The sequence below is a fragment of the Martinezella tropici genome, assembly GCF_008370325.1.
Classification (GTDB): Bacteria; Pseudomonadota; Alphaproteobacteria; order Rhizobiales; family Rhizobiaceae; genus Rhizobium; species Rhizobium tropici_B.
In genome coordinates this window covers 593,509-617,328 of the sequence record NZ_VNIP01000011.1, presented here as the reverse complement: position 1 = coordinate 617,328, position 23,820 = coordinate 593,509, and the positions used below count along the sequence as shown (strand labels likewise).

Genomic DNA, 23,820 nt, shown 5'->3' with positions numbered 1-23,820 from the left:
TACATTTCTTAGTGTATATCATCGGAGTATCTCATGCAGGTCGCGAAATGGGGGAATAGTTTGGCCATCCGCATCCCTTCCGCGGTTGTCGATGCTCTCGATTTGAAGGAAGGCGACGATATCGTCGTGCGTGTCGGCAAAGGAAACGCCTTCGAGATCGAGCGCGACGACAAGCGGCAGAAAGCCTTGGCAAAAATCAGATCGTTCAAGCTCAAACTTCCCGAGGATTGGAAGTTTGATCGCGAAGAAGCCAATTCCCGTTGATGCGCCCCGTTTCGGATTTCCTCGACACGAACGTTCTTCTCTATGCCTTTATGGAGGAAGAACGGGCCGAAAGGGCGCAATCGCTTTTGGCGCAACCATTCGCTATCAGCGCGCAAGCGCTGAACGAGTTTGCCAATGTCGGACGTAAGAAGCTCAATATGCCGTGGGCTGATATTCGCGAGGCAATTGATGCTCTCGTCGCTTTATCGGCAACCATCGTTCCGGTAAGTGAGAAAATCACATTGGCGGGGCTGCACCTTGCTCAGCGCTATCAGCTTTCCTTCTACGATGCGACGATGGTGGCCGCGGCGATCGAAGCTGGCTGCGAGCGGTTTCATTCGGAAGATCTGCACGACGGCTTGTTGGTTGAAAAGCAATTGATGATCGTCAACCCATTTGGGTAAAGGCTACGGGGTTATGTGCGAGCGATGTCCTTGCGCTTAGCGGAGTAAAAACTTGACCCGTTCGCCCCGTCGTGGCACCTGTCCGCCCAACCATTTGCTAGCGGAAGAAACCAATTCCCATGACTGCCAACGTGCCCGACCATATGAACCCGAAGCGCTCTTTTCAGGCGCTGATCCTGACGCTGCACAATTACTGGGCCGACAAGGGTTGCGCGGTTCTGCAGCCCTATGACATGGAAGTCGGTGCCGGCACGTTCCATCCGGCGACCACGCTGCGTTCGCTCGGTCCGAAGCCGTGGCGCGCTGCCTACGTCCAGCCGTCGCGCCGTCCGTCCGATGGCCGCTATGGCGAGAACCCGAACCGCCTGCAGCACTACTATCAGTATCAGGTCATCCTGAAGCCCAATCCGCCGAACCTGCAGGAGCTCTATCTCGGCTCGCTGAAGGCGATCGGCCTCGATCCGCTACTGCACGATATCCGCTTTGTCGAGGACGACTGGGAAAGCCCGACGCTCGGCGCATGGGGCCTCGGCTGGGAATGCTGGTGCGACGGCATGGAAGTCTCGCAATTCACCTATTTCCAGCAGGTCTGCGGCATCGAATGCGCCCCCGTCGCCGGCGAGCTGACCTATGGTCTGGAGCGCCTTGCGACCTATGTTCAGGGCGTCGACAGCGTCTATGACCTGAACTTCAACGGCCTCGAGGGCGAAGACAAGATCACCTACGGCGACGTCTTCCTCCAGGCCGAACAGGAATATTCGCGGCATAATTTCGAATATGCCAATACCGAGATGCTGCACCGCCATTTCATCGATGCCGAGAAGGAGTGCCAGGCATTGCTGGCTGCCGGCGCCCCCGGCGACAGCGAAAACCAGCGCCTGCACAAATGCGTCTTCCCGGCTTACGATCAGTGCATCAAGGCGAGCCATGTCTTCAACTTGCTGGACGCCCGCGGCGTCATCTCGGTGACGGAGCGCCAGAGCTACATCCTGCGCGTGCGCACGCTGGCCAAGGCTTGCGGCGAGGCCTTCCTGCTGACGGATGCCGGCGGTATCAACTGGAACCAGCAGGCCGCTTGAGGCAAGCTTCCCCAGGATCGGGCATCGCCAGCCTATCTTGGTTCTGCATCGCCGTTAAAGCCGGGTGACATTGGCGTGAAATCTGCCTAGTGTCCCTGTGGTTGCAGTCGCCACGGGGGATTTCAGATGCTTATTCTTCTCGCGATCATAGTGCTGGCCGCGCTCTATGTCGTCTTCATCTACAACGGGCTCGTTCGCGCGCGCCAGGTCGCGGAAGAGGCATGGTCCGGCATCGACGTGCAATTGAAGCGCCGCGCCGACCTCATTCCCAATCTGGTCGAGACGGTCAAAGGCTATGCCGGCCATGAGAACAAGACGCTCGTGGAAGTCACGCAGGCACGCAATGCAGCCCAGGCGGTGCCCGCAGGTGATGTTGCCGGTCGTGCCGTTGCCGAAGGCATCCTCAGCCAGGCACTTGGCCGCCTGATGGTCGTGTCAGAAGCCTATCCCGACCTGAAGGCCAATACCGGCTTCGTCGAGCTGCAGCAGTCGCTGGAGACAACGGAAAACGAGATCCAGATGTCGCGCCGCTATTACAACGGCGCCGCGCGCGATCTGAACGTCAAGGTCGAGACCTTCCCTAACAATCTCATTGCTGGCCCCTTCGGCTTCGTCAAGAAGGCCTATTTCGAGATATCAAACGAAGCGGACCGCGCCGTTCCCACGGTAAAGTTCTGAGATTCCCGCTATCGGTTTTTCATACGAGGCGATAAAGGAAGCCGACCGACGGCCATCGGCCGCCTTCCTGACTGACCAAAGAGAATGATGATGGGTAGAGCCAAACTCACGATTATCCCGCCGGGCAAGCCTTTGACCGGACGCGCCATACCGCCGGGATCGAAATCGATCACCAACCGCGCGCTGCTGCTGGCGGGCCTTGCCAAGGGCACGAGCCGACTGACCGGTGCGTTGAAGAGCGACGATACCCGCTATATGGCCGAAGCGCTGCGCGCAATGGGCGTCGTCATCGACGAACCCGACCACACCACCTTTATCGTGACGGGCAGCGGCAAGCTGCAGGCGCCTGCCGCTCCGCTTTTCCTCGGCAATGCCGGAACGGCGACGCGCTTCCTGACAGCTGCTGCGGCACTCGTCGAAGGCAAGGTGATCGTCGATGGCGACGCCCATATGCGCAAGCGGCCGATTGGCCCGCTGGTCGATGCACTGCGCTCGCTCGGCGTCGATGCTTCGGCTGAAACCGGCTGCCCGCCCGTGGCCGTCAACGGCACCGGCCGTTTCGAGGCAAGCCGCGTGCAGATCGATGGTGGCCTGTCCAGCCAGTATGTCTCGGCGCTGTTGATGATGGCAGCCGGCGGCGATCGCGCTGTCGACGTGGAACTGCTTGGCGAGCATATCGGCGCTCTCGGCTATATCGACCTGACGGTTGCGGCAATGCGTGCTTTCGGCGCTAAGGTGGAACGCGTGAGCCCGGTCGCCTGGCGTGTCGAGCCCACCGGCTATCATGCCGCCGATTTCCTGATCGAGCCGGATGCCTCGGCCGCGACCTATCTCTGGGCAGCCGAAGTGCTGAGCGGCGGTAAGATCGATCTCGGTACACCGGCGGAGCAGTTCTCACAGCCGGATGCAAAATCCTATGATCTGATTTCGAAGTTCCCACACCTGCCTGCCATCATCGACGGTTCACAGATGCAGGATGCTATCCCGACGCTCGCCGTTCTCGCGGCTTTCAACGAAACGCCGGTGCGCTTCGTCGGCATCGAGAATCTCCGTGTCAAGGAATGCGACCGTATTCGTGCGCTGTCGAGCGGCTTGTCGCGCATCGTTCCGAACCTCGGCACCGAAGAGGGTGACGATCTGATCGTCGCATCCGACCCGAGCCTCGCCGGCAAGGTGCTGCCGGCGGAGATTGATAGTTTTGCCGATCACCGCATTGCCATGAGCTTTGCCCTTGCCGGCCTGAAGATCGGCGGCATCACCATTCTCGATCCCGACTGCGTCGCCAAGACCTTCCCGTCCTATTGGAATGTGCTTGCGTCGCTGGGGGTCATTTACGAAGACTGACGCTCTGCCATCCCAATGAAGGCCTGAGCGCGGATGTGTTTCTGACGCGAAGCGGCGCCTGTAACGGCGCCGCGGCTATCTCTTGGGGGAGTGATGACACGGCTTTGCAGGTTCTTCCTGGCTCTGTGCCTGCTGCTTTGCGCAACAGCGGTAACGGCGGCCGAACTCATTACCAGTTTCGATCAGGCGATCGCCTTGCATCGCGACGGCTCCATGCAAGTCGTCGAGACGATCTCCGTGAATGCGGAGGGGCGTGATATCCGCCGCGGCATCTTCCGCGATTTTCCGCTGACAATGACCGATGCCAACGGTCGTGAGATCGAGGTGGATTTCAAGGTCGTGTCCGTCGAGCGCGATGGGCAACCGGAGGATTGGCACAGCGAACGCATCAAGGGCGGCGAGCGCATCTATATCGGCAAGGCCGACCGAAGCCTCAACCCCGGCCCGCACACATTCCGCCTCACCTACGACACCAATCGCCAGATGCGCTATTTCGGCGATCATGACGAGCTTTATTGGAACGTGACAGGCAATGGCTGGCTGTTCCCGATCGTCAATGCCAAGGCGAACGTTACATTGCCAGATGGCGTCGAGCCTCAGCAGCTTGCCTTCTTCACCGGGCCGCTCGGCGCCAACGGCAAGAATGCAAGCGCCAGCGCGCAGGGCAATACGGTCACCTTCGTCACGACCAGACCGCTCGCCATGGCCGAAGGCCTGACGATCGCCATCAAGCTGGCGAAGGGAGCAATCGCGCCGCCGAGCGCCAGCCAGCAATGGAGCTGGTTCCTTCGCGATCATCTCGATACGACCATTGCCATTGGCGGGCTGATCCTGCTGTTTGCTTATTACATGCGCAGCTGGATCGCCGTCGGCCGCGATCCTCCGCCCGGCGTCATGGTTCCGCGCTGGGATCCGCCTGAAGGCATCTCACCGGCGCTGGTCAATTATATCGACAACAAGGGCTTCGCCAGTTCCAGCTGGACGGCATTCTCGGCGACCGCGATCGATCTCGCCGTGCGCGGCTATGTAATCCTCGATGACCTGACGAAAAAGGTCGTCGTGCGCCCTACGGGCAAGGCAGGCAGCGATCTCGGCGGCGGCGACAAGGTGATCATGCAGGCCGTCGGGCCATTCTCTCCGCTTGTCATCGACAAGGAAAACGGCGAGGCGGTACAGCGGCTCGGCTCGAAGTTCCGCAGCGCCATCGAGCGCAATCATCGCGGCGAATATTACAAGGCAAACGCGCTCTACGTCATTGCCGGCATAGCGCTCTCGATCCTCATCCTGGCGTCCATCGTCCTCTTCGGTCGCCTGCATGAGAATGCCCTACCGCTTATCATCGTGCCGGGCTTCCTGTCGATTTTCGTGACGCTCTTCGCCAGCTCGATTGGCCGCAGGTTCCGAAGGCATAATGCCAGCCTCGCCCAGCGTATCCTTTCCGTCTTGATCTTCGCCTTTTTCGGCTTCGTCCTCGTATCGATTGCCGTCAGCGGCCTTGCCACCGCGATCGTGCCACTATGGGAAGCGGGCCTGCTGCCGCTGGTAGCCGGCATCGTCGGTATTTTCGCGCTCAACGTCGTCTTCTATTTCCTGATGGGGGCGCCGACGCCGCTCGGGCGCAAGATGATGGATGGCATCGCCGGTCTCAGGCAATATCTGACGCTGGCCGAACGCGACCGGATGAACATGCAGGGAGCGCCGCAGATGTCGCCGCAGCATTTCGAAAAACTGCTGCCCTATGCGGTCGCGCTCGGCGTCGAAAAGCCTTGGTCGAGCGCTTTCGAGACCTGGCTTGCCACTGCTGCGGGTGCGGCCGCGGCGGCCGCCTATGCACCCGTCTGGTATTCCGGTAACTTCAACCCCGGCAATATCGGCGGAACGATTGGCGACTTCTCCTCATCCATGGCATCCACCATCGCCTCGACCATTCCTGCGCCAGTATCGAGTTCGTCCTCTGCCTTTTCGGGCGGTGGAGGCGGTGGCGGCGGCGGCTCCTCCGGCGGTGGCGGCGGTGGGGGAGGAGGCGGCGGGTGGTAGCTAATCACCTCCCCCTTGAGGGGGGAGGTCGCCGCGCAGCGGCGGGTGGGGGTGACAATTGTTTGGCTGCGGAAGTTGCCGCGATCACCCCACCCCGGCCTTTGGCCGACCCTCCCCCTCAAGGGAGGGTAATCGCATATGGATGGTTAGCCCCTCATCCGTCCTCTCACAGTTTCGCTTCGCTCAACTGTTCGAGTCCACCTTCTCCCCGCACGCGGGGCGAAGGAGCTTGGCGACGTCGCTCCCTCGCCCCGTCAAAACGGGGAGAGAGGGCTGGGGTGAGGGGCATTTTCTATTTCATATGCGATTGCCCTGCCCCTCAAGGGGAGGGTGTAGATCGCGACGCTTCAACTTCGCTGTCTCAGCAATACGGAGATCCTTGTGCCGAAAATCCCTCCAAGCTCGATCGCTTCAAGATCGCCAATAGCCGCCGCCTGCGTGCCGGTTCGACCGATGCCGAAGTCAAGCTTTGGAAACATTTGTGGCGTATCCCGATTGAGGGCACGTACTTTCGCCGGCAGGTTCCGATCGGGCGTTATTTCGCTGATTTCGCCTGTCATCGGATCGGCCTGATCATCAAGCTTGACGGCAGCCAGCATGCGGAAGATGCGGCAAGGCGTTACGATGCCGAGCGCACGGCCTATCTTGAGAACCAAGGCTAATCATGTCGTCCGATTCTGGAATGCGGAGGTCATGGATGAGGTCGAGGCTGTCCTGGATACGATATTTGCCATTGTGCAGCAGCGCCAAATTTTGCTAGCAGAGGCCAACCGTTTTCACCCCACTCCGGCACGCCGTGCCGACCCTCTCTCTCAAGGGGAGGGTGAGGAACCTTGACATGCCCGATCTCCTTCTCGAACTCCGCTCCGAGGAAATTCCCGCCCGTATGCAACGCAAAGCCGCCGGCGACCTGAAGAAGCTGGTGACCGATGCCCTCATCGAAGCTGGTCTTTCCTATGAGGGTGCGAGGGAGTATTGGACGCCGCGGCGCCTCACGCTCGACATTCGCGGCCTGACGGCGCGCTCGGCCGATGTGCGCGAAGAACGCAAAGGACCGCGCACTGATGCCAACGAGAAGGCGATCGAAGGCTTCCTACGCGGCGCCGGGCTCTCTTCGATTTCCGAGGCTCAGGTGCAGAGCGACCCGAAGAAGGGCGATTTCTACGTCGCGGTCATTTCCAAGCCCGGCCGCGCGGCGGAAGAAATCGTCGCCGCCGTGATGCCTGATATCGTAAGAAATTTCCCCTGGCCGAAATCCATGCGCTGGGGCAAGGCATCGGCCAAGCCCGGCTCACTGCGCTGGGTACGCCCGCTGCAGTCGATCGTCTGCACCTTCGGCACCGAGCATGAAGAGACGGCGGTCATCCCCTTCGAAATCGACGGCATCGTCGCCTCGAACGTGACCTACGGCCATCGCTTCCATGCGCCGGATGCGATTACGGTCAAGCGCTTCGAGGATTATGTCTCGAGCCTGGAGAAGGCCTACGTCGTCCTCGATGCGGAGCGCCGCAAGGATATCATCCTGCATGATGCCCGCGATGTCGCTTTCGCCAACGGCCTGGAGCTGGTCGAGGATGAAGGCCTGCTGGAGGAAGTCTCGGGCCTCGTCGAATGGCCGCAGGTGCTGATGGGTTCCTTCGAGGAGGATTACCTGTCGATCCCGTCGGAAATCATCCGCCTGACCATCAAGACAAACCAGAAGTGTTTCGTTACCCGCCCGCAAGGCTCTCACCTCCCCCTTGAGGGGGGAGGTCGCAGCGAAGCTGCGGGTGATCTCGCGTCCCAACAAAATCACCCCACCCCGGCACTGCGTGCCGACCCTCCCCCTCAAGGGGAGGGTGCTTTGTCCAATCGCTTCATTCTCATCGCCAATATCCAGGCGACGGATGGCGGCAAGGAAATCATCCACGGCAATGGCAAGGTCGTGCGCGCCCGTCTGTCCGACGCGCTGCACTTCTGGAAGCGTGACCAGGGCGATTTGCCCGATCTCGAAACATTGGAAGCCTCGGCCGCGAAATTCGGCCTCGATCTGAAGAAGCCGCTCGATCAGCGTATGGCAAAGCTCGACGCACTTGATGTCACTTTCCATGCCAAGCTCGGCAGCCAGGGCGAGCGTGTCGCCCGCATCCGGGCGCTGGCCGCTGACCTCGCCAAGATCACCGGTGCCGATGCCGCTCTGGTCGACCGCGCCGTGGTGCTTGCCAAGGCCGACCTGCGCACGGAAGCCGTCGGCGAGTTCCCCGAGCTGCAGGGCGTGATGGGCCGCAAATACGCATCGCTGCAGGGCGAGAACGCCTCGGTGGCGACTGCGATCGAGGATCACTACAAGCCACAAGGCCCGTCAGACCGCGTCCCCGAGGACAAGGTTGCGATCACAGTCGCGCTCGCCGACAAGCTGGATACGCTCATCGGCTTCTGGGCGATCGATGAGAAGCCCACAGGCTCGAAGGATCCTTACGCGCTGCGCCGCGCTGCCCTCGGCGTCGTCCGTATTTTGCTGGAGCGGGGCGTTCGCCTGCCGCTGCTCGCGACCACCAGGGATGCCGATCTGCTCGCCTTCTTCCATGATCGCCTCAAGGTCTACCTGCGCGATCTCGGTGCCCGCCATGACCTGATCGACGCCGTGCTGACGCTGGAAACCGACGATCTGCTGATGGTCGCCCGCCGTGTCGAGGCGCTGACCGCCTTCATCACCTCCGAAGATGGCAAGAACTTGCTCGCCGGCACCAAGCGTGCCACGCAGCTTCTGGCCGCCGAGGAGAAGAAGGGCACCGTCGTTGCCGACGGCGTTTCGGAAGCCTTGCTGAAGCTCGATGCCGAAAAGAATCTCTTCGCCGCCGTCAAGTCGGCCTCCGCCGAAGCATCCGATGCGATTACCAAGGAAGACTTCCGTTCCGCCATGGCAGCCCTTTCCAAGCTGCGCGTGTCGGTCGACCGCTTCTTCGAAGACGTCCTCGTCAATGACGAAGACGCCGCCATCCGCGCCAACCGTCTGGCATTGCTACGGCTGATCCGCGAGGCAACCGGCACGGTCGCTGATTTCTCCAAGATCGCGGGATAAGACATGGGGGCGCGATGACCGGAAAGATCCTCGTCAGCGCCTGCCTTATGGGCCACGCCGTCCGCTATGACGGCCGTTCCAAGCCGCTCGTTCATCCGGCGATCGATCGCTGGCGCGAAGAGGGGCTGCTGGTGACAATCTGTCCGGAAATGTCGGCGGGCATGGCGGTTCCAAGGCCGCCGGCCGAGATTGCAGGGGGCGCGACCGGTGAGAACGTGCTTGCCGGCACAGCAAAGGTGATGGAGATCACCGGCGGTGATGTCACGGCGGAATTTCGACAGGCGGCGGAAAATGCGCTGGCGCTCGCAACAGAAACCGGCTGTCGCTACGCTCTCCTGATCGACGGCAGCCCGTCCTGCGGTTCGGGCTTCATCTATGACGGCACTTTCTCCGGCGGCCGGCAGAGCGGCCGGGGTGTCACCGCGGCGCTGCTCAAGCAAGCCGGTATCGAGGTCTATTCCGATCGCGAGATCGACCGGCTGGTTGAGCGCTTGAAGGTCGCAGAGTAGAGCGGTTCAGCTTTTCGCCGAATCTCCGAACCGCTCTATCTTTTTGTTTTCCCGCAATTCCGGACGGAAAACCGCTCCGCACTTTTCCTGGAACTGCTCTAACGCAGCAAAGCTTTGCTCAAAAGAAAACCGCCGGACGCAAGCCCGGCGGTTTCCCATTTTCTGACCTATGCTGCTCAGGCAGCGCGGCGGTGATCCATGGTCGCGCGGCCTTCGTTGACGCGGAAGCCGCGGATGAGGGCGAGAAGATCTTCCGTATCGGCGGCGAGCGTCTCGGCCGATGCGGTGGTCTCCTCGGCCATGGCAGCGTTCTGCTGCGTGGCCGCGTCAAGCTGGTTCATCGAAGACGAGATCGAGCGCAGCGTCGTATCCTGCTCGGAGGCGCTGTGGGCGATCTTCGAGACGATTTCGTTGGCGGCCTTGATCTGATCGGAGATGCGCTTCAGCGCTTCGCCTGCCTCACCGACGAGGCGCACACCCTGATCGACCTGGCCGGAAGAGCGGGCGATCTGGTCCTTGATCTCCTTGGCGGCTGCCGCGGAGCGCTGGGCGAGTTCACGCACTTCCTGCGCGACGACTGCAAAGCCCTTGCCGGACTCGCCGGCACGGGCCGCCTCGACGCCGGCATTGAGCGCCAGGAGGTTGGTCTGGAAGGCGATCTCGTCGATGACGCCGATGATCTTGCCGATCTCGGCCGAGGACTTCTCGATGCCGCTCATTGCTTCGATTGCCTGGGCAACCACGGCATCGCTGCGCGATGCCTCGGCGCTGACGGCATGAACGCGCTTGCTGGCCTCATCGGCGCCTTCCGCAGTCTGGCGGACGGCGACAGTGAGCTCGTCGAGCGCGGCGGAAGTCTCTTCCAGGCTGGCAGCCTGGCGCTCGGTGCGCTGCGACAGCTCATTGGAGGCGCGACGGATCTCTTCTTTGCTGAGGCCGATGTCGTTGCCCTTGGCGTTGACGCGGCCCATCGCGGCTTCGAGATGCGACAGCGCCTCGTTGAAGTTGCTGCGAAGGCCGGCATAGCTGGCGCCGAGATCGCCGCACCGTATCGTCAGGTTCCCCTGGGCGAGGTCTTCAAGCGCCCGGCCGATGACCGAGACGACGCGCGCCTGTTCGTGGGCCTCGTCCTGCTGCTGGCGCAGGTTCTGTTCGCGCTCATTGCTGATTTCGAGTTCCTGTGCGGCCTGGCGGTCGGCCAGTACGTGGCGCTCGCGGATCTTTTCCTGCAGCGCCTGGGTCGCTTTCGCCATCAGGCCGATTTCGTTGCGCATCTCGGCATGCGGAATGGCCATCTTCACATCTTCGTCGGCCACGGCCTTCAGTGCGGCATGGACGTCGGCGAGCGGCTTTGTGATGCCGCGGATGAAATAAAGGGCCGCACCGACGCCGATGACGAAGACGATGCCGCAGATGAGTAGGGCGCGCCACATCGTTGCATTGATCTGCGCATCCAGGTCGTCCATGTAGACGCCGCAGCCGAGCACGATCTGCCAGGGAGCGAAGGCGGCCGAATAGCTACCCTTCAGGAAGAAGTCGGTGCCGGGATGGCCGGGCTTGTTCCAGTAATAGATCGTGCGACCGCCGCCCTTGATCGCCTTCTCGACCATTTCCTTGCTGAAATGGGTGCCGTTCTTGTCGACTTGGCCGGACATGTCCTTGCCGATATTGACCGGGCTCGGGTGAATGCGCTGTATGACGTTATAGTCGAAGCCGAAGAAATAGCCCGCCGGCGCGAAGCTGACATGCGACAATACCTTGAAGGCCTCGGCTTGAGCCGCCTCATGAGTCATCTCGCCGGATTTTTCGCGCTGATAATACTGGTTCAAAACGGAGACGCCGGATTCGACCTGCGTGCGCAGCATGTCGAAGCGGTCGTCATAGATGGAATCGGCCTGCGACCGGATCTGAAAATAAGTGGCCACGGCGAAGGCGGCCATTAGGACGCCGAGCAGGGCAAATAATTGATGCGCAATCTTGAGATTCTTCATAACGTCTCCCACAGGTAAGTGAATACCGGTGCGGTATCCTACCGCCTGTGCGATCGCCTGAGAGATTCTCAATACGTTTGCCGCCGCTCGAATGACATGCTGCTGTCCGGTGATCAGTAAAATCACCATTTATGTCTAAAAAATCTTTAATTTTAGGGGGTTGGTTGTATTTTTGGCGGGATAAAACTGCAGATATGCCGCCTTGCCGCCAATAATACTTATGCAGGCTTACGAATAACTTCAGTTATTTTACATTCATCTCTTTGTAATTTAGAAAAATATAATACTGAATAATGTATATCATAAGTGTGTGACGAGCCGTTGCTTCTGTGATCGGCAAATGCAGTCATAGCGGATGGCTTCTGCAGCTATTGACGCAGCTGGAAGGCGGAGAGATCGAGCGGTTTGGGAGCTGCCGCGGTCGCCGGCAGGGCTGCGGTCTTTACGGCCAGGTCGATCCCGTCGACGGGCTCGGCAGTGGCGGCCAGGGCTTCAGGTGTCGGCTTGCTGACGAACATGACAGGGGATCCGCCCATCCAGGCCTCTGTCCGCACGACCTTCTTTTCGCCGTCTATGCTGCGGATCACGACCGATTGCGTGCCCGGCGTCAATGTCGGCACCTTATATTCCTTTTCAGCCACTTTCGGCTTGAGGGGAGGGCAATTGGCGCAACTCTTGTCGACGATGCTGCTGTCGCCGCTCTGCATCGTGCCGTCGATGGACTGGATGGAGGAGGCCATGGCGGAGCCACCGGCCAGAACGCATGCCAAGGTCAGAAAGAAGAAACGCATTACAATAACTCCGTCCATAGTGACGAAGACTCTAGCGTGCCTTTATTTCCATCCCGTCAGGAGATTAGGTAAAAATTTAATGGCCTTGCGCTTGCGGAAGCGCCGCGACGTTTACATCTCGCGTTCGACAGCACGCCAGCCGATATCGTTGCGATAGAAGCCGTTGTCCCACTTCACCTTGCCAGCCAGGGCATAGGCCCGCTCTTTTGCCTCGCCCACCGTCTTGCCCGTCGCCGTAATGTTCAACACGCGGCCACCGGTTGCCACCAGCGCGCCGTCCTTTAGACCTGTGCCGGCATGAAACACCTTCTCGCCTTCACCGTCGGCCGGCAATGCCGCGATCGGCGTGTTCTTGGCATAGGAGCCGGGATAGCCCTTCGATGCCATGACGACGGTCAGCGCCGGATCCTCGCTCCATTCGGCCGTTACCTGATCCAGCGTGCCATTGGCGCAGGCGTAAAGCAGCGGCAGCAGGTCGCTCTTCAGCCGCATCATCAGCACCTGGCATTCGGGATCGCCGAAACGGACGTTGTATTCGATGAGTTCGGGGCCTTTGGCAGTAATCATCAATCCGGCGAAGAAGACGCCGCTGAAGGGATGGCCGCTTTCCGCCATGCCGCGCATCGTCGGCTCGATGATTTCCTTCATGGTGCGCTCGACCATTTCTGTGGTCATGACGGGGGCGGGGGAATAGGCGCCCATGCCGCCGGTGTTCGGGCCGGTATCGCCGTCGCCGACGCGCTTGTGGTCCTGCGCGGTCGCGAGCGCCAGCACATGCTTGCCGTCGCAAAGACAGAAGAAGCTCGCCTCTTCGCCGTCGAGATAGGCTTCGATCACCACTTCTGCGCCAGCCTCGCCGAATGCACCCTCGAAGCAATCGTCAATCGCAGCTAGCGCTTCGTCGATCGTCATTGCGACGGTGACGCCCTTGCCCGCTGCAAGGCCGTCCGCCTTCACGACGATCGGCGCTCCTTGAGCGCGGACATAGGCTTTCGCCTTCGGTGCATTGTTGAAGCGCTGATAGGCGCCGGTGGGAATATTGTAGCGGGCGCAGATATCCTTGGTGAAACCTTTGGACCCTTCGAGCTGGGCGGCGGCTGCGGAAGGGCCAAAAACGGCAATGTCGGCGGCGCGTAGCGCATCGGCAATGCCGGCGACCAAGGGTGCTTCCGGGCCGACCACGACGAAGTCGATAGCCTTGTCGTTGCAGAAGGCGACAACAGCGTCATGGTTGTCGATATCGATCGGCGCAAGCGTCGCATGCTCGGCAATGCCGGGATTGCCGGGTGCGGCATGGAATTCCGTCATGAGAGGCGATTGCGCCAGTTTCCAGGCCAGTGCGTGCTCGCGTCCGCCCGATCCGATCAACAGAACTCTCATGGCTTGCCCTTTCGTTGCGTCCTTTTGCGCGGTTAAGGGGGGATGAGCCAAAGGTCAAGCGGCAAATCCTGTGGAGGCACGGCTGCCAACATTGCCATGCCTTTTTATCCCGTTAAAGCGGAAGCGGCTTCGCCCTCCACGCCATCTCCGCGCCCGGATTGGCGTGTTCCGTGACGAAACCGCTTCTTATGTCCGCGGGATCATGCTTATGGTCCGCTTTACGATTGTCCAGTTCAGAGAGACACATGTCCGCCGATATACGTTCCCTTGCTGCTACCATCGCCGCCGAGATCAACTCCCGCCCGGATCAGGCCAAGGCCGCCATCGAGCTCTTGGACGAAGGCGCGACCGTGCCCTTCATTGCCCGTTACCGCAAGGAGGTGACTGGCGGCCTCGATGATACGCAGCTTCGTACTCTGTCGGAACGTCTTGTCTATCTGCGTGAGCTGGAAGCCCGCCGCGCCGCTATCATCGAATCCATCACCAGCCAGGGAAAGATGACCGACGAGCTGATGAGCAAGGTTGCAACCGTCGGCACGAAGGCTGAGCTGGAAGACCTTTATCTGCCCTTCAAGCCGAAGCGCCGCACGCGCGCCGAAATTGCCAGGGAACGCGGCCTCGGCCCATTGGCCGACACGATCCTTGCGGATCGCTCCAAAGAGCCCGCGGTTCTCGCCGAAGGCTTTATCACCGCCGATGTGCCTGACGTGAAAACGGCGCTGGAGGGCGCGCGCGATATCATCGCCGAAGGCATTGCCGAAAATGCCGATCTGCTTGGCAAGTTGCGCAATTACATGAAGACCAACGCGACGCTGAAGGCTGCAGTCGTCGACGGCAAGCAGGAGGCAGGCGCCAAATTCTCGGATTATTTCGCCCATCAGGAGCGCTGGGCGACCGCTCCCGGTCATCGTGCGCTCGCCATGCTGCGCGGCTGGAACGAAGAAGTGCTGACGCTGAATATCGAAATCGATACCGACGCCGTCTCGCCCAACAAGCCGGTCGAGCGCATGGTCACTTCGGCCTATGATATCGGCGCAAACCGGCCCGGCGACCGCTGGCTGACGGAGGTCGCGAGCTGGACCTGGCGTGTGAAGCTTTCGATGTCGCTGTCGCTCGACCTGATGCGGGAACTGCGCGAACGTGCCGAAGAAGAAGCGATCCATGTTTTCGCCCGCAATCTGAAGGATCTGCTGCTGGCAGCGCCTGCGGGTTCGCGCGCCACCATGGGCCTCGATCCGGGCATCCGCACCGGCGTCAAGGTCGCCGTGGTCGATGGCACGGGCAAGCTGCTGGAGACGACGACCGTCTATCCCTTCCCGCCGAAGAACGACGTGCGCGGTACGCAGGCGACGCTGGCCGCACTTATCCGCAAGCACAAGGTCGAACTGATCGCGATCGGCAACGGCACAGGCAGCCGCGAAACCGAAAAGCTGGTGGCGGACATGCTGGCCGAACTGCCGGCGCCGAAGCCGACCAAGGTCATCGTCTCCGAAGCCGGCGCATCTGTCTATTCCGCTTCAGAAACGGCGGCACTCGAATTCCCCGGCCTCGATGTGTCGCTGCGCGGCGCCGTCTCCATCGCCCGCCGTCTGCAGGACCCGCTGGCCGAACTGGTGAAGATCGAGCCGAAGTCGATCGGTGTCGGCCAGTATCAACATGACGTGGATCAGCAGAAGCTCTCCCGCTCGCTGGATGCGGTGGTCGAAGACGCGGTGAACGCCGTCGGCGTCGATCTGAACACGGCCTCTGCGCCATTGCTTGCCCGCGTTTCCGGCCTCGGGCCTTCGATCGCCGAGGCGATCGTCAAGCATCGCGATGGCGAAGGTGCGTTCGAGACACGGCGTGATCTCCTGAAGGTCGCGCGCCTCGGCCAGCGCACCTTCGAGCAATGCGCCGGCTTTCTGCGCATTCCCAACGGCAAGGAGCCGCTCGACGCCTCCTCCGTGCATCCCGAGGCCTATGGCGTCGCCAAGAAGATCGTCGCTGCCTGCGGACGCGACCTGCGCACGCTGATGGGCGATACGGCGGTGCTGAAATCCGTTGATCCCAGGCAGTTCATCGATGACAAGTTCGGCCTGCCGACCGTGCGCGACATCATCTCCGAGCTGGAAAAGCCGGGCCGGGATCCGCGCCCGAGCTTCAAGACAGCAACCTTTGCCGAAGGCGTCAACGAGATCGGCGACCTCAAGCCTGGAATGCTGCTGGAAGGCACCGTGACCAACGTCGCCGCTTTCGGCGCCTTTGTCGACATCGGCGTCCATCAGGACGGTTTGGTGCATGTCTCGCAGCTGGCGGACCGCTTCGTCAAGGATCCGCATGAGGTCGTGAAGGCTGGCGACGTCGTCAAGGTTACGGTCGTGGAAATCGACGTCAAGCGCAAGCGAATCGGCCTCTCCATGCGCAAAGATGGCGGCACTGTGACGGCTTCGTCCGGGCGGGAATCGCGCGAGCAGAGTGGTGCGCGCAACGCGGGCGTGAAGGGGAATACCCGTCCGAAAGCCGAACAGCAGGGTAGTTTCGGAGCCGCTTTGGCCGATGCTTTTAAACGAAAATAAGGACTTAGCGGAACTCCGTGCAAGAATGTCACACTCTGGCAGAGTTGTTGCCAGAGTGCCAATGACTGCGAAAAGGTAATCTTGCCACAATGCTGGGAGGCGTTAAAGTTGCCTTAATGTCATGTCATAACATTCGAGGCGTCCATGGCGTCGGCACTCTTTTCTCTCGTCAAGAAACTTATCCGTAAAGGTTCACTCAGGCTTACGCTCGCATCCGGCGAGACCCATATGGTCGGCGACGGAACCGGCGAGACGGTGGCCGTTCGTTTTGCCGATCAGCAGGCGGAAGATGCCGTCGCGCGCGATCCGACGCTCAAGCTCGGCGAAATGTACATGGAGGGCCGCTTCATCCTCGAACAGGGGGATATCTATGAATTCCTCTCGATGGTGAAGCAGAATACCACCAACGAGATTTTCGATTTCCGCATGGCGGCGCTGCTGCTCGGCCGCATCGCCTGGCAGCAGATCAAGAGCCGCTCGCCGATCAACCGCAACAAGCACAATGTTGCGCATCACTATGATCTGTCGGCAAAGCTGTTCGATCTCTTCCTCGATGAGGATTGGCAATATTCCTGCGCCTATTTCAATCCGCCCGGTATCAGTCTCTACGAAGCGCAATTGGCCAAGAAGCGCCATATCGCCGCGAAGCTGCTGGTCGAGCCCGGCCAGAAGGTGCTGGAGATCGGCTCCGGTTGGGGCGGCATGGCCATGTATCTTGCCGAGGCCTATCCCGGCCTCGACGTGACAGGCATTACGCTTAGCGAAGAGCAGCTCAAGGTATCGCGCGAGCGGGCGGCGAAGCGCGGCCTCTCCGATCGTGTCCGCTTCGAGCTGCAGGACTATCGCTATATGACCGGTAAGAAGTTCGACCGCATCGTCTCGGTCGGCATGTTCGAACATGTCGGCATCGGCGACTACGGCAAGTTCTTCCGCAAGGTGTCGGAACTTCTGGATGACAACGGCGTCATGCTGCTGCATTCGATCGCCCGTCCGAAGCCGAGCTATGCCACCAACGCCTTCATCGAAAAATATATCTTCCCGGGCGGCTACATTCCGTCGATCGGCGAGACCACGCCGCCGCTGGAAAAGGCGGGCTTGCTGACGAGGGACGTCGAAACCCTGCCGATGCATTATGCCTACACGCTGCGGCATTGGCGCAATCGCTTCGTGGCGCGCAAGGCCGATGCCGTCGCGCTCTACGACGAGAAGTTCTTCCGCATGTGGGAGTTCTATCTGGCCGGCTCCGAAATGGGCTTCCGCTGGGATGAACTCTTCATCATGCAGCTTCAGATCGCCAAGAACCAGTTCGCCGTCCCGGACAATCGCAATTACATCGCGGAACGCGAGGCGAAGCTCAAGGAATTCGAGGCGGATCGGGCGCCTCTGGAGAAGGTGACGTTCTAGCTGCAGGCCCAGAGACTCAGGTAGCATTTACGCCGGCAGCATGGCAACACGCGCCGGCGTTTCTCATTCAGGGCTTGAGCTGGTACGGCACGCTTTGAGCTTATTTGACAACGCGAATCTTCAAGGTGTGCTCGGCAACGCCATTTGCCGCATTCAGCCCCGTCATCCGGATCGTGAATTGATCGGTGCCGGTAAAGCCGGCATCGGGCGTATAGTAGACGATGGTGCCTTCCGCCGATTTGCCATTGCACATATGCATGGGTTCATCGCTTGGGAAATGCGCTTTTACGGATCCGTGAGTGATCTCCACCTTGCCGTGGCTGCTCGGTTTGACGACCGCAGTATAGGGATAGGATGAGAATGTGCAGTCAGGTTTCAGAAACGAAACCGACATGACTTGGGCTTTTTTGCCCGCGCGGATGCTTCCCGTCGTCTCAGTTTGCTTCGCCCCGCCGAGCGGGGCACTGACGCAGCCGGAGAGCGCCATGGCGGCGCTGAGGGACAGACCTAAGGAAATCAGCGATATGGTCTTCATTGGTTGCTCTTCTTTGAAAATCGGGGGCTGCAAAATGGCGAGCACCAAAGGAAATGCCGGCCATTACCTGTGATTGAGTAGCCCATGCGATAATTAAATCACCGCGACAGATTGGCGCATCTCAAAGGAAACCGATGCTTCAACTTGAATTTGATGTCCCCATCGGATTCAGCGCCTTGTGGTTAAGAGAGCGGTAACGCGATCCGAATATTTTGCGGCAACTCTGGGGCTGCGTTCATAGTCCCCTGTATTGCGTATCATGGAGTTGCGGTGTGTTTGCAAAGTCGCGTTTTCTTTTCATTTTCGGCCTCTCCGTCGCCTATGCCGGTGCCGCCTTCGCGGGCGATGGCCAGCATTTCTGGTCGGGTGACTGGTACCTAAGCGTCGGTGCGGCCGGTTTCTCCGCGCCGAAATTCGAAGGTGGCAAGCACAACAAGCTGCAGTGGTCGCCGCTGGTCTCGGTTGGTCGGCAGGGTCCCGGGCCGCGCTTTTCCTCACGCAACGACAATCCGTCCTTCGCGCTCATCGAGAGCGATGCCTTCCGCATCGGTATCGTCGGCAAGTTCGTGCCGAGCCGCGACAGCAGCGATGGGCGCGAGCTGAGGGGGCTGAAGAAGGTAAAATGGGGTGCTGAAGCCGGTGGTTTCGCTGAAGCCTATCCGACCGACTGGCTGCGCGCCCGCATCGAAGTCCGGCAGGGCATTCGCTCTCATAGCGGCCTCGTCGCCGATACGGCCATCGATGCCTTCACCGATATTACACCGGAGTTGCGCCTCTCGGGCGGGCCGCGCATGACGATGGCCACCAATGACTATTTCAACACCTATTACGGTGTCGACGCTCGTGAATCGGCCGCCTCCGGCCTCAGCCGCTATAATCCGGGCGGCGGTGTGAAGTCCGTCGGTGTCGGCGGCGCCTTGACCTGGAAGGCATCGGAAAACTGGACCACCAGCACCTTCCTGGAATACACGCGCCTTACCGGCCCGGCTGCCGACAGCAGCCTCGTGCGCGAGCGGGGCGACCGCAACCAGTTGCTGATCGGCCTCTCGGCCAGCTACAAGTTCAATTTCACCACGCATTGAGAAATAGGCGGGGCCGGAGCATGATGCCGAAAAGTGTTTCGGCGGTTTTCGAACGACATCATGCTCTAATTCTTTGAATTTAGGGCGGATTCAGACTTTAGGTCTTTGCGGCGTAAAATCATCCGGCTCTAACGCCCCGCCGCTTGACCTCCGGCGCCGGATGTCACTACTACTCGCCTATGCAAAACACAGGCGACATCAATGGGCGCGTTGCTGACGCGCCATCCGGCAATTGGGTCTATCGCGTCCTGCCCCCGTGGCTGTGGCCCTATGCCCAGCTTGCGCGCTGGGACAGGCCGATCGGCTGGCAGCTCCTTATGTGGCCGTGCTTCTGGTCGGTCGCGTTGGCGGCCAATGCCTCGGTCGCCATGGGCCATGGCTCGCCGGGCTTCGTGGTGATCTACCACCTGTTCCTCTATTTCATCGGCGCAGTCGCCATGCGCGGCGCCGGCTGCGCCTATAATGATCTGGTCGATCACGAGATCGACATGTCGGTCGCACGCACGCGCTCGCGCCCGCTGCCATCCGGCCGCGTGACACGCATGCAGGCCAAGGTCTTCATCGCGCTGCAGGCCGTGGTCGGCCTGCTTGTGCTGCTGCAGTTCAATTGGTTTGCGGTCGTTCTCGGCGTGCTGTCACTCGGCATCGTCGCGCTCTATCCCTTTGCAAAGCGCTTCACCGACTGGCCGCAATTCTTCCTTGGCCTTGCCTTTTCCTGGGGCGCGCTGATGGGATGGGCAGGCCTTTTCGGCAGCCTGTCGTTTGCCCCGATCGTGCTCTATCTCGCAGCCATCCTGTGGACGATCGGCTACGATACGATCTACGCGCATCAGGACAAGGAGGATGACGAGTTGATCGGCGTGCGCTCGACCGCCCGGCTTTTCGGCGATCAAACGCGCCTCTGGCTCGTCGGGCTCTACGGGGCGACGCTGTTTCTGATGCTTGTGTGCTTCGCGCTGGCCGGCACGAGCTGGCTTGCCTATCTCGGCCTGCTTGTCGCCGGCGGCATGTTCGCTTACCAGATTGCCGTGCTTGACATCAAAGATGGCGAGCAGTGTCTTGCCCTGTTCAAATCGAACAATCGGGTCGGCCTGATCATTTTTGCCGGTCTCTTCCTGTCGTTCCTGTTTCTAATTCCGTGAGGAAATTGTTCCGAGCGGAAGCGGCCAGCAAAATTTTGCTGACGTATAAAAGCTTCGGCCGCGGGATTGTTTGTCCCACGGCCGGTCTTTCAGGATGACCAGATTTCGAGCCGATGGGGCTCAACGCCTTGCAATGATCTCGCGGCCTTCGATCTTCATCTTGACGCCGAGCTTGCCCGTCGTGCGGCGTACGAGAAAGCGCGGGCGGCGATCGGCGAAATAGGAGTGACGGCGACGCGGCTGGCTGTCCTGCGAGCGGACGCCGCCGAGATGTTCTTCGAGCGGGCGGGCAACGCCGTCGGCTTCGATCATCAGCATCGGAATGCGGAAGGCTTCAGACCATGAGCGCCAGTCGGCGGCGATATCGCTGAGGTCGTGGGCGACGAGAAGGGGGATGCAGAGATCCGGATCGGAATGATGCAGTTCCAGCGTTACGGTGACTTCGCCGTCGCCATGGTCGATGGCGCGGGCGGCGACGCCCTTGAAGGCACGTTTCGGCAGGGCAACGGACAGCGGCAGGCCGCTGGACGGCAGGATCTTGCGCAGCACCGCGCCACGCTCGTCGATCGTAATGGTGACATCACCCGCGGCACCTTGCATGGCATAGCTGACCTGTTGCGGGAAGCGCGCCGGATCAAGCCGCAGTGTGGTTCCAGCCCAATCGGGCTTCAGGACGGTATTTGTCATCGATTTTCTACCCTTGCTTTACCTGAGAGCCGGTTGTTCCGGTCTTCTCCCGGAGAACTTTTGTCCTCTCGTTGTTGGGCAGATTAGGCGCCGTCCCTTCCGGACAGCTTAAAAATCGAGGTTAAGAAAACTTTGCGTCCTCAAATGGTTAGCAAAATCGAATGCATCAGGGTTTCCATAAGATGAACACACGGTAGGGCAGTGCGCCAGTATAGTGCACGCATGAGGCGAGCCCGTGTAAGTCTCAGGTAAGGTTTGTATGCAATAATGGCGACTAGATTCGTCCCCTTTATTACAGATCTATTGGGATTCCGCTGATGATTTCCACTTATCTTGGTTATACGATCGCAACCAGAGATATGGCGACCTCGCTCAACCAGGTGGCATCACAGTCGCAAAACAAGCGTTTGATCGACTATTACAACGCCAATATCGGCAAAGTAACTGATGTCGATGACTTCCTGAATGACTATCAGCTATACAGTTACGCCATGGAGTCTTACGGGCTTTCGGACATGACCTATGCCAAGGCCTTTATGAAACAGGTGCTGACGAGCGATCTCAGCGACTCCAGCAGTTTTGCAAATAAGCTCACCGATCCGCGCTACAAGGAAATGGCGGCCGCGTTCAATTTCGGCACGGGCAGCACGAATACGGCACAGACCAGCACGCAGGAAGACGATCTCATCGGACTTTATCAGCAGTCGTTTACGAATGAGGAGACGGCTGCGGCGACCGAAACGAGCTATTACAGCCAGAATATCAGCTCCGTTAAGACGGTCGATGATCTCCTCGGCAACACCCGCCTGCGCAACTATGTGTTGCAGGCCTATGGTATCGACCCGACCTATGCGTCGAGCTCCATTCTGAAGCAGATGCTCACGAGCGATCCCAGCGATCCCAACAGCTACGTCAATCAGAACGGCAGCGCCGCCGACAAGGCTCTCGTGGCGGAGTTCAATTTCAATGCCGACGGCACGGTCAAGACATCAACGGCGGACAGCGATACGGCCTATTACGAGGCCAATATCGGCAAGATCGCCTCCGTCGATCAGCTGACGTCCAATCCGCAGCTGTTCCAATACGTCAAGACGGCATTCAGTATCCCCGGCTACATCACAGCCGATCAGTTCAACGCTTCGGCCAAGGATGCAGGTACGGCGAGTTCGAACGGCTTGACGGATGTCATGGCCCAGTTCAACTTTGAGAGCGATGGAACGGTCGCCTCGGGCTTGCAGGCGCAGACCGCGGGTCAGATCAGCGCCACGACGACGGCCTATGCCGCAAACTATCCGGGAGGGCCTCAGACCCTCGGCCAGCAGGCCGATGTGATGAGCGCCTATAATTCCACCGTGCCCTCGTTCGTCACGAGCGTCGGTGCGGTCGACAATGACCTCTACTACAAGAACCACATCGGTTCGATCACCTCTGTCGACCAGCTGACCTCGGATACGCGCCTCTTCGATTACATCAAGCAGGCCTACAACATCGATCCGACAACGCCGGCGATCGTCTTCAAGAACGCTTTCGCCGATCCGTCGACCGCCGCCGTCTTCGGCCTGACTGATGTCGTTTCGCAGTTCAATTTCCAATCGGACGGCACGCTCGCCTCCGGCCAAACCGCGCAGTCACAGGATGAGATCGACGCGGCCTCCAAGGCCTATATGAGCACCTACAAGTCGTCGCAGTCTGCGCTGACAACGGATGCCGTCAACAACTACAAGAACCGCATCACCGACGTGAAGACCATCAAGGATTTCTTCACGAGCAACACGGCCGACAGCGATTCCTCCAACGACAGTGCGCCGGAACTCTACGAGATGGCGCTGCGGGCTTATGGGATCGGCGACAAGGAAGTTACCAAGTCGCAGCTGACGAAGATCCTCGAAAGCGATCCCTACGATCCGAAGAGCTATGTCAACTCGCTGAAGGATCCACGCTTTACCGAGCTTGCCAAGGCGTTCAATTTCGACAGCAAAGGCAATCTGAAAGCTCCGATCCAAGCTCTGTCGCAGACACAGATCAACAGCGATATCTCCGAATATTCGAGCCGCGCCACAGCCGGGCTGACAGGCGCCGAACTGACCAAGGCGACCAGCGACGCCAAGGATGCCGCCACCTATTTTGCGACCAATATCGTCAAAGTAACCTCCGTCACCGATCTGCTGGCCGACAGCAAGCTCACCAATTTCATCCTGAAGGCCAATGGCATCGATCCGAAAAGCGTCACTACGGCGACGCTGAAGAAGGCCTTCGCTTCCGATCCTTTCGATTCGAAGAGCTTCCTCAACACGACCGACGGAGCCAAGTTCAAGAGTATCGTCGAGGCGTTCAATTTCGGCACTGATGGGAAACTGACCGACAGCAAACTCGGAACGACGCAAAACCAGGGTGCGCTCGCTGCGACCAATGATCTCTATCTGCATCAGACGCTGGAGGATCAGCAAGGCGAGACCAATCCCGGCGTGCGTCTGGCGCTCTACTTCCAGCGCAAGGCGCCTGATATCAACTCGATCTATGACATCATGGGTGATAAAGCGCTCTATCAGGTGATTACCACCACCTACAATCTGCCGAGTTCGATCTCCAACATGGATGTCACTACCCAGGCCAAGATGCTCGGTAATTTCGTCAATGTAAGCGACCTGCAAGACCCGGATAAGGTCAACAAGCTCCTGCAGCGATTCTCGGCGATGTACGACCTTGAGAACAATACGACCTCCTCGACATCTCCGGCGCTCTCGATTCTCTCGGGCTCTTCTTCCAGCACCGGCATCAGCGCCGACACGCTGCTTTCCATCGCGCAACTGTCCTCATCGCGATAGCAGGCTCCAGCAAAAAATTTAACCTGCCTTCCCGTCGCGGTTCCGCGCCGGG

General features: G+C 59.9%; 19 protein-coding genes. 14 read left to right on the top strand and 5 right to left on the bottom strand.

The genetic code is table 11. The annotated features are described in order from the left end of the window. The first annotated feature begins 33 nt into the window (after positions 1–33). The 9 genes from FP026_RS23895 (at position 34) to FP026_RS23855 (ending at position 9,376) form a co-directional block, all read left to right on the top strand. Positions 34–264 (top strand): AbrB/MazE/SpoVT family DNA-binding domain-containing protein, encoded by a 231-nt coding sequence (locus FP026_RS23895; protein WP_149637065.1) that lies wholly within the window; start codon positions 34–36, stop codon positions 262–264. Beyond that, positions 264–668 (top strand): PIN domain-containing protein, encoded by a 405-nt coding sequence (locus FP026_RS23890; RefSeq protein WP_149637064.1) that lies wholly within the window; start codon positions 264–266, stop codon positions 666–668. The genes FP026_RS23895 and FP026_RS23890 overlap by 1 nt, the downstream gene beginning before the upstream one ends. Positions 669–787: 119 nt before the next feature. Then, positions 788–1,747, top strand: coding sequence for a glycine--tRNA ligase subunit alpha (locus FP026_RS23885; protein WP_015338989.1), 960 nt, complete (start codon positions 788–790; stop codon positions 1,745–1,747). Positions 1,748–1,873: 126 nt separating this feature from the next. After that, entirely contained in the window at positions 1,874–2,425 is a 552-nt protein-coding gene (locus FP026_RS23880) for a LemA family protein (RefSeq protein ID WP_149637063.1), read from the top strand. Positions 2,426–2,512: 87 nt separating this feature from the next. Continuing rightward, on the top strand, positions 2,513–3,769 hold the full coding sequence (locus tag FP026_RS23875; protein ID WP_188112662.1) for a 3-phosphoshikimate 1-carboxyvinyltransferase: 1,257 nt from the start codon (positions 2,513–2,515) through the stop codon (positions 3,767–3,769). A 93-nt stretch (positions 3,770–3,862) separates the two neighbouring features. Next, on the top strand, positions 3,863–5,806 hold the full coding sequence (locus FP026_RS23870) for a DUF2207 domain-containing protein (protein WP_149637061.1): 1,944 nt from the start codon (positions 3,863–3,865) through the stop codon (positions 5,804–5,806). Beyond that, positions 5,800–6,468, top strand: a complete 669-nt coding sequence (locus FP026_RS30875) for an endonuclease domain-containing protein (RefSeq protein ID WP_348642327.1) — start codon at positions 5,800–5,802, stop codon at positions 6,466–6,468. Before FP026_RS23870 ends, FP026_RS30875 begins: the two co-directional genes overlap by 7 nt. Before the next feature lie 176 nt (positions 6,469–6,644). Further along, on the top strand, positions 6,645–8,867 hold the full coding sequence (glyS, locus tag FP026_RS23860) for a glycine--tRNA ligase subunit beta (protein WP_149637060.1): 2,223 nt from the start codon (positions 6,645–6,647) through the stop codon (positions 8,865–8,867). A gap of 14 nt (positions 8,868–8,881) precedes the next feature. Beyond that, a complete protein-coding gene (locus FP026_RS23855) occupies positions 8,882–9,376 on the top strand; it encodes a DUF523 domain-containing protein (protein ID WP_149637059.1) in 495 nt (164 codons plus the stop codon). 176 nt (positions 9,377–9,552) lie between these two features. Here the strand turns inward: FP026_RS23855 and FP026_RS23850 are convergent, their stop codons facing one another. From FP026_RS23850 to purD, 3 genes are all read right to left on the bottom strand, one after another. Beyond that, entirely contained in the window at positions 9,553–11,367 is a 1,815-nt protein-coding gene (locus FP026_RS23850; protein ID WP_149637058.1) for a methyl-accepting chemotaxis protein, read from the bottom strand. Between the two features lie 368 nt (positions 11,368–11,735). Further along, complete coding sequence (locus FP026_RS23845) at positions 11,736–12,158, bottom strand: plant virulence effector HPE1-like domain-containing protein (protein WP_149637057.1); 423 nt, start codon at positions 12,156–12,158, stop codon at positions 11,736–11,738. 111 nt (positions 12,159–12,269) lie between these two features. Then, positions 12,270–13,538 carry a phosphoribosylamine--glycine ligase gene (gene purD / locus FP026_RS23840; protein ID WP_149637056.1) on the bottom strand — a complete coding sequence of 423 codons (1,269 nt, stop codon included), beginning with the start codon at positions 13,536–13,538 and terminating at the stop codon, positions 12,270–12,272. 245 nt (positions 13,539–13,783) lie between these two features. Here purD and FP026_RS23835 point away from each other — a divergent pair, with 245 nt between their 5' ends. Further along, positions 13,784–16,093, top strand: coding sequence for a Tex family protein (locus tag FP026_RS23835; protein WP_149637055.1), 2,310 nt, complete (start codon positions 13,784–13,786; stop codon positions 16,091–16,093). A gap of 144 nt (positions 16,094–16,237) precedes the next feature. Beyond that, entirely contained in the window at positions 16,238–17,497 is a 1,260-nt protein-coding gene (locus FP026_RS23830) for an SAM-dependent methyltransferase (RefSeq protein WP_149637054.1), read from the top strand. A 100-nt stretch (positions 17,498–17,597) separates the two neighbouring features. Here FP026_RS23830 and FP026_RS23825 read toward each other — a convergent pair whose 3' ends face one another. Next, positions 17,598–18,032 carry an Ig-like domain-containing protein gene (locus tag FP026_RS23825; RefSeq protein ID WP_149637053.1) on the bottom strand — a complete coding sequence of 145 codons (435 nt, stop codon included), beginning with the start codon at positions 18,030–18,032 and terminating at the stop codon, positions 17,598–17,600. Positions 18,033–18,331: 299 nt separating this feature from the next. On the opposite strand from FP026_RS23825, the gene FP026_RS23820 reads away from it, so the two are divergent. Further along, positions 18,332–19,114, top strand: coding sequence for a MipA/OmpV family protein (locus tag FP026_RS23820; RefSeq protein ID WP_246665428.1), 783 nt, complete (start codon positions 18,332–18,334; stop codon positions 19,112–19,114). 179 nt (positions 19,115–19,293) lie between these two features. Next, a complete protein-coding gene (gene ubiA, locus FP026_RS23815; protein WP_149637051.1) occupies positions 19,294–20,256 on the top strand; it encodes a 4-hydroxybenzoate octaprenyltransferase in 963 nt (320 codons plus the stop codon). A gap of 120 nt (positions 20,257–20,376) precedes the next feature. On the opposite strand, the gene FP026_RS23810 is transcribed toward ubiA, so the two are convergent. Continuing rightward, the gene (locus tag FP026_RS23810; protein ID WP_149637050.1) at positions 20,377–20,943 is read right to left on the bottom strand and encodes a DUF6101 family protein; all 567 of its coding nucleotides are present in this window, start codon (positions 20,941–20,943) and stop codon (positions 20,377–20,379) included. Between the two features lie 317 nt (positions 20,944–21,260). On the opposite strand from FP026_RS23810, the gene FP026_RS23805 reads away from it, so the two are divergent. Beyond that, positions 21,261–23,768 (top strand): DUF1217 domain-containing protein, encoded by a 2,508-nt coding sequence (locus FP026_RS23805; RefSeq protein ID WP_149637049.1) that lies wholly within the window; start codon positions 21,261–21,263, stop codon positions 23,766–23,768. Positions 23,769–23,820 lie beyond the last annotated feature (52 nt).

Coding starts and splice junctions, on each gene's coding strand:
- ubiA (WP_149637051.1), top strand. CDS start 19,294: ATGCAAAACACAGGCGACATCAATGGGCGCGTTGCTGACGCGCCATCC.
- FP026_RS23850 (WP_149637058.1), bottom strand. CDS start 11,367: ATGAAGAATCTCAAGATTGCGCATCAATTATTTGCCCTGCTCGGCGTC.
- FP026_RS23805 (WP_149637049.1), top strand. CDS start 21,261: ATGATTTCCACTTATCTTGGTTATACGATCGCAACCAGAGATATGGCG.
- FP026_RS23835 (WP_149637055.1), top strand. CDS start 13,784: ATGTCCGCCGATATACGTTCCCTTGCTGCTACCATCGCCGCCGAGATC.
- glyS (WP_149637060.1), top strand. CDS start 6,645: ATGCCCGATCTCCTTCTCGAACTCCGCTCCGAGGAAATTCCCGCCCGT.
- FP026_RS23830 (WP_149637054.1), top strand. CDS start 16,238: ATGGCGTCGGCACTCTTTTCTCTCGTCAAGAAACTTATCCGTAAAGGT.
- FP026_RS23895 (WP_149637065.1), top strand. CDS start 34: ATGCAGGTCGCGAAATGGGGGAATAGTTTGGCCATCCGCATCCCTTCC.
- FP026_RS23885 (WP_015338989.1), top strand. CDS start 788: ATGACTGCCAACGTGCCCGACCATATGAACCCGAAGCGCTCTTTTCAG.
- FP026_RS23875 (WP_188112662.1), top strand. CDS start 2,513: ATGATGGGTAGAGCCAAACTCACGATTATCCCGCCGGGCAAGCCTTTG.
- FP026_RS23890 (WP_149637064.1), top strand. CDS start 264: ATGCGCCCCGTTTCGGATTTCCTCGACACGAACGTTCTTCTCTATGCC.
- FP026_RS23855 (WP_149637059.1), top strand. CDS start 8,882: ATGACCGGAAAGATCCTCGTCAGCGCCTGCCTTATGGGCCACGCCGTC.
- FP026_RS23870 (WP_149637061.1), top strand. CDS start 3,863: ATGACACGGCTTTGCAGGTTCTTCCTGGCTCTGTGCCTGCTGCTTTGC.
- FP026_RS23810 (WP_149637050.1), bottom strand. CDS start 20,943: ATGACAAATACCGTCCTGAAGCCCGATTGGGCTGGAACCACACTGCGG.
- FP026_RS23880 (WP_149637063.1), top strand. CDS start 1,874: ATGCTTATTCTTCTCGCGATCATAGTGCTGGCCGCGCTCTATGTCGTC.
- FP026_RS23845 (WP_149637057.1), bottom strand. CDS start 12,158: ATGCGTTTCTTCTTTCTGACCTTGGCATGCGTTCTGGCCGGTGGCTCC.
- purD (WP_149637056.1), bottom strand. CDS start 13,538: ATGAGAGTTCTGTTGATCGGATCGGGCGGACGCGAGCACGCACTGGCC.
- FP026_RS23825 (WP_149637053.1), bottom strand. CDS start 18,032: ATGAAGACCATATCGCTGATTTCCTTAGGTCTGTCCCTCAGCGCCGCC.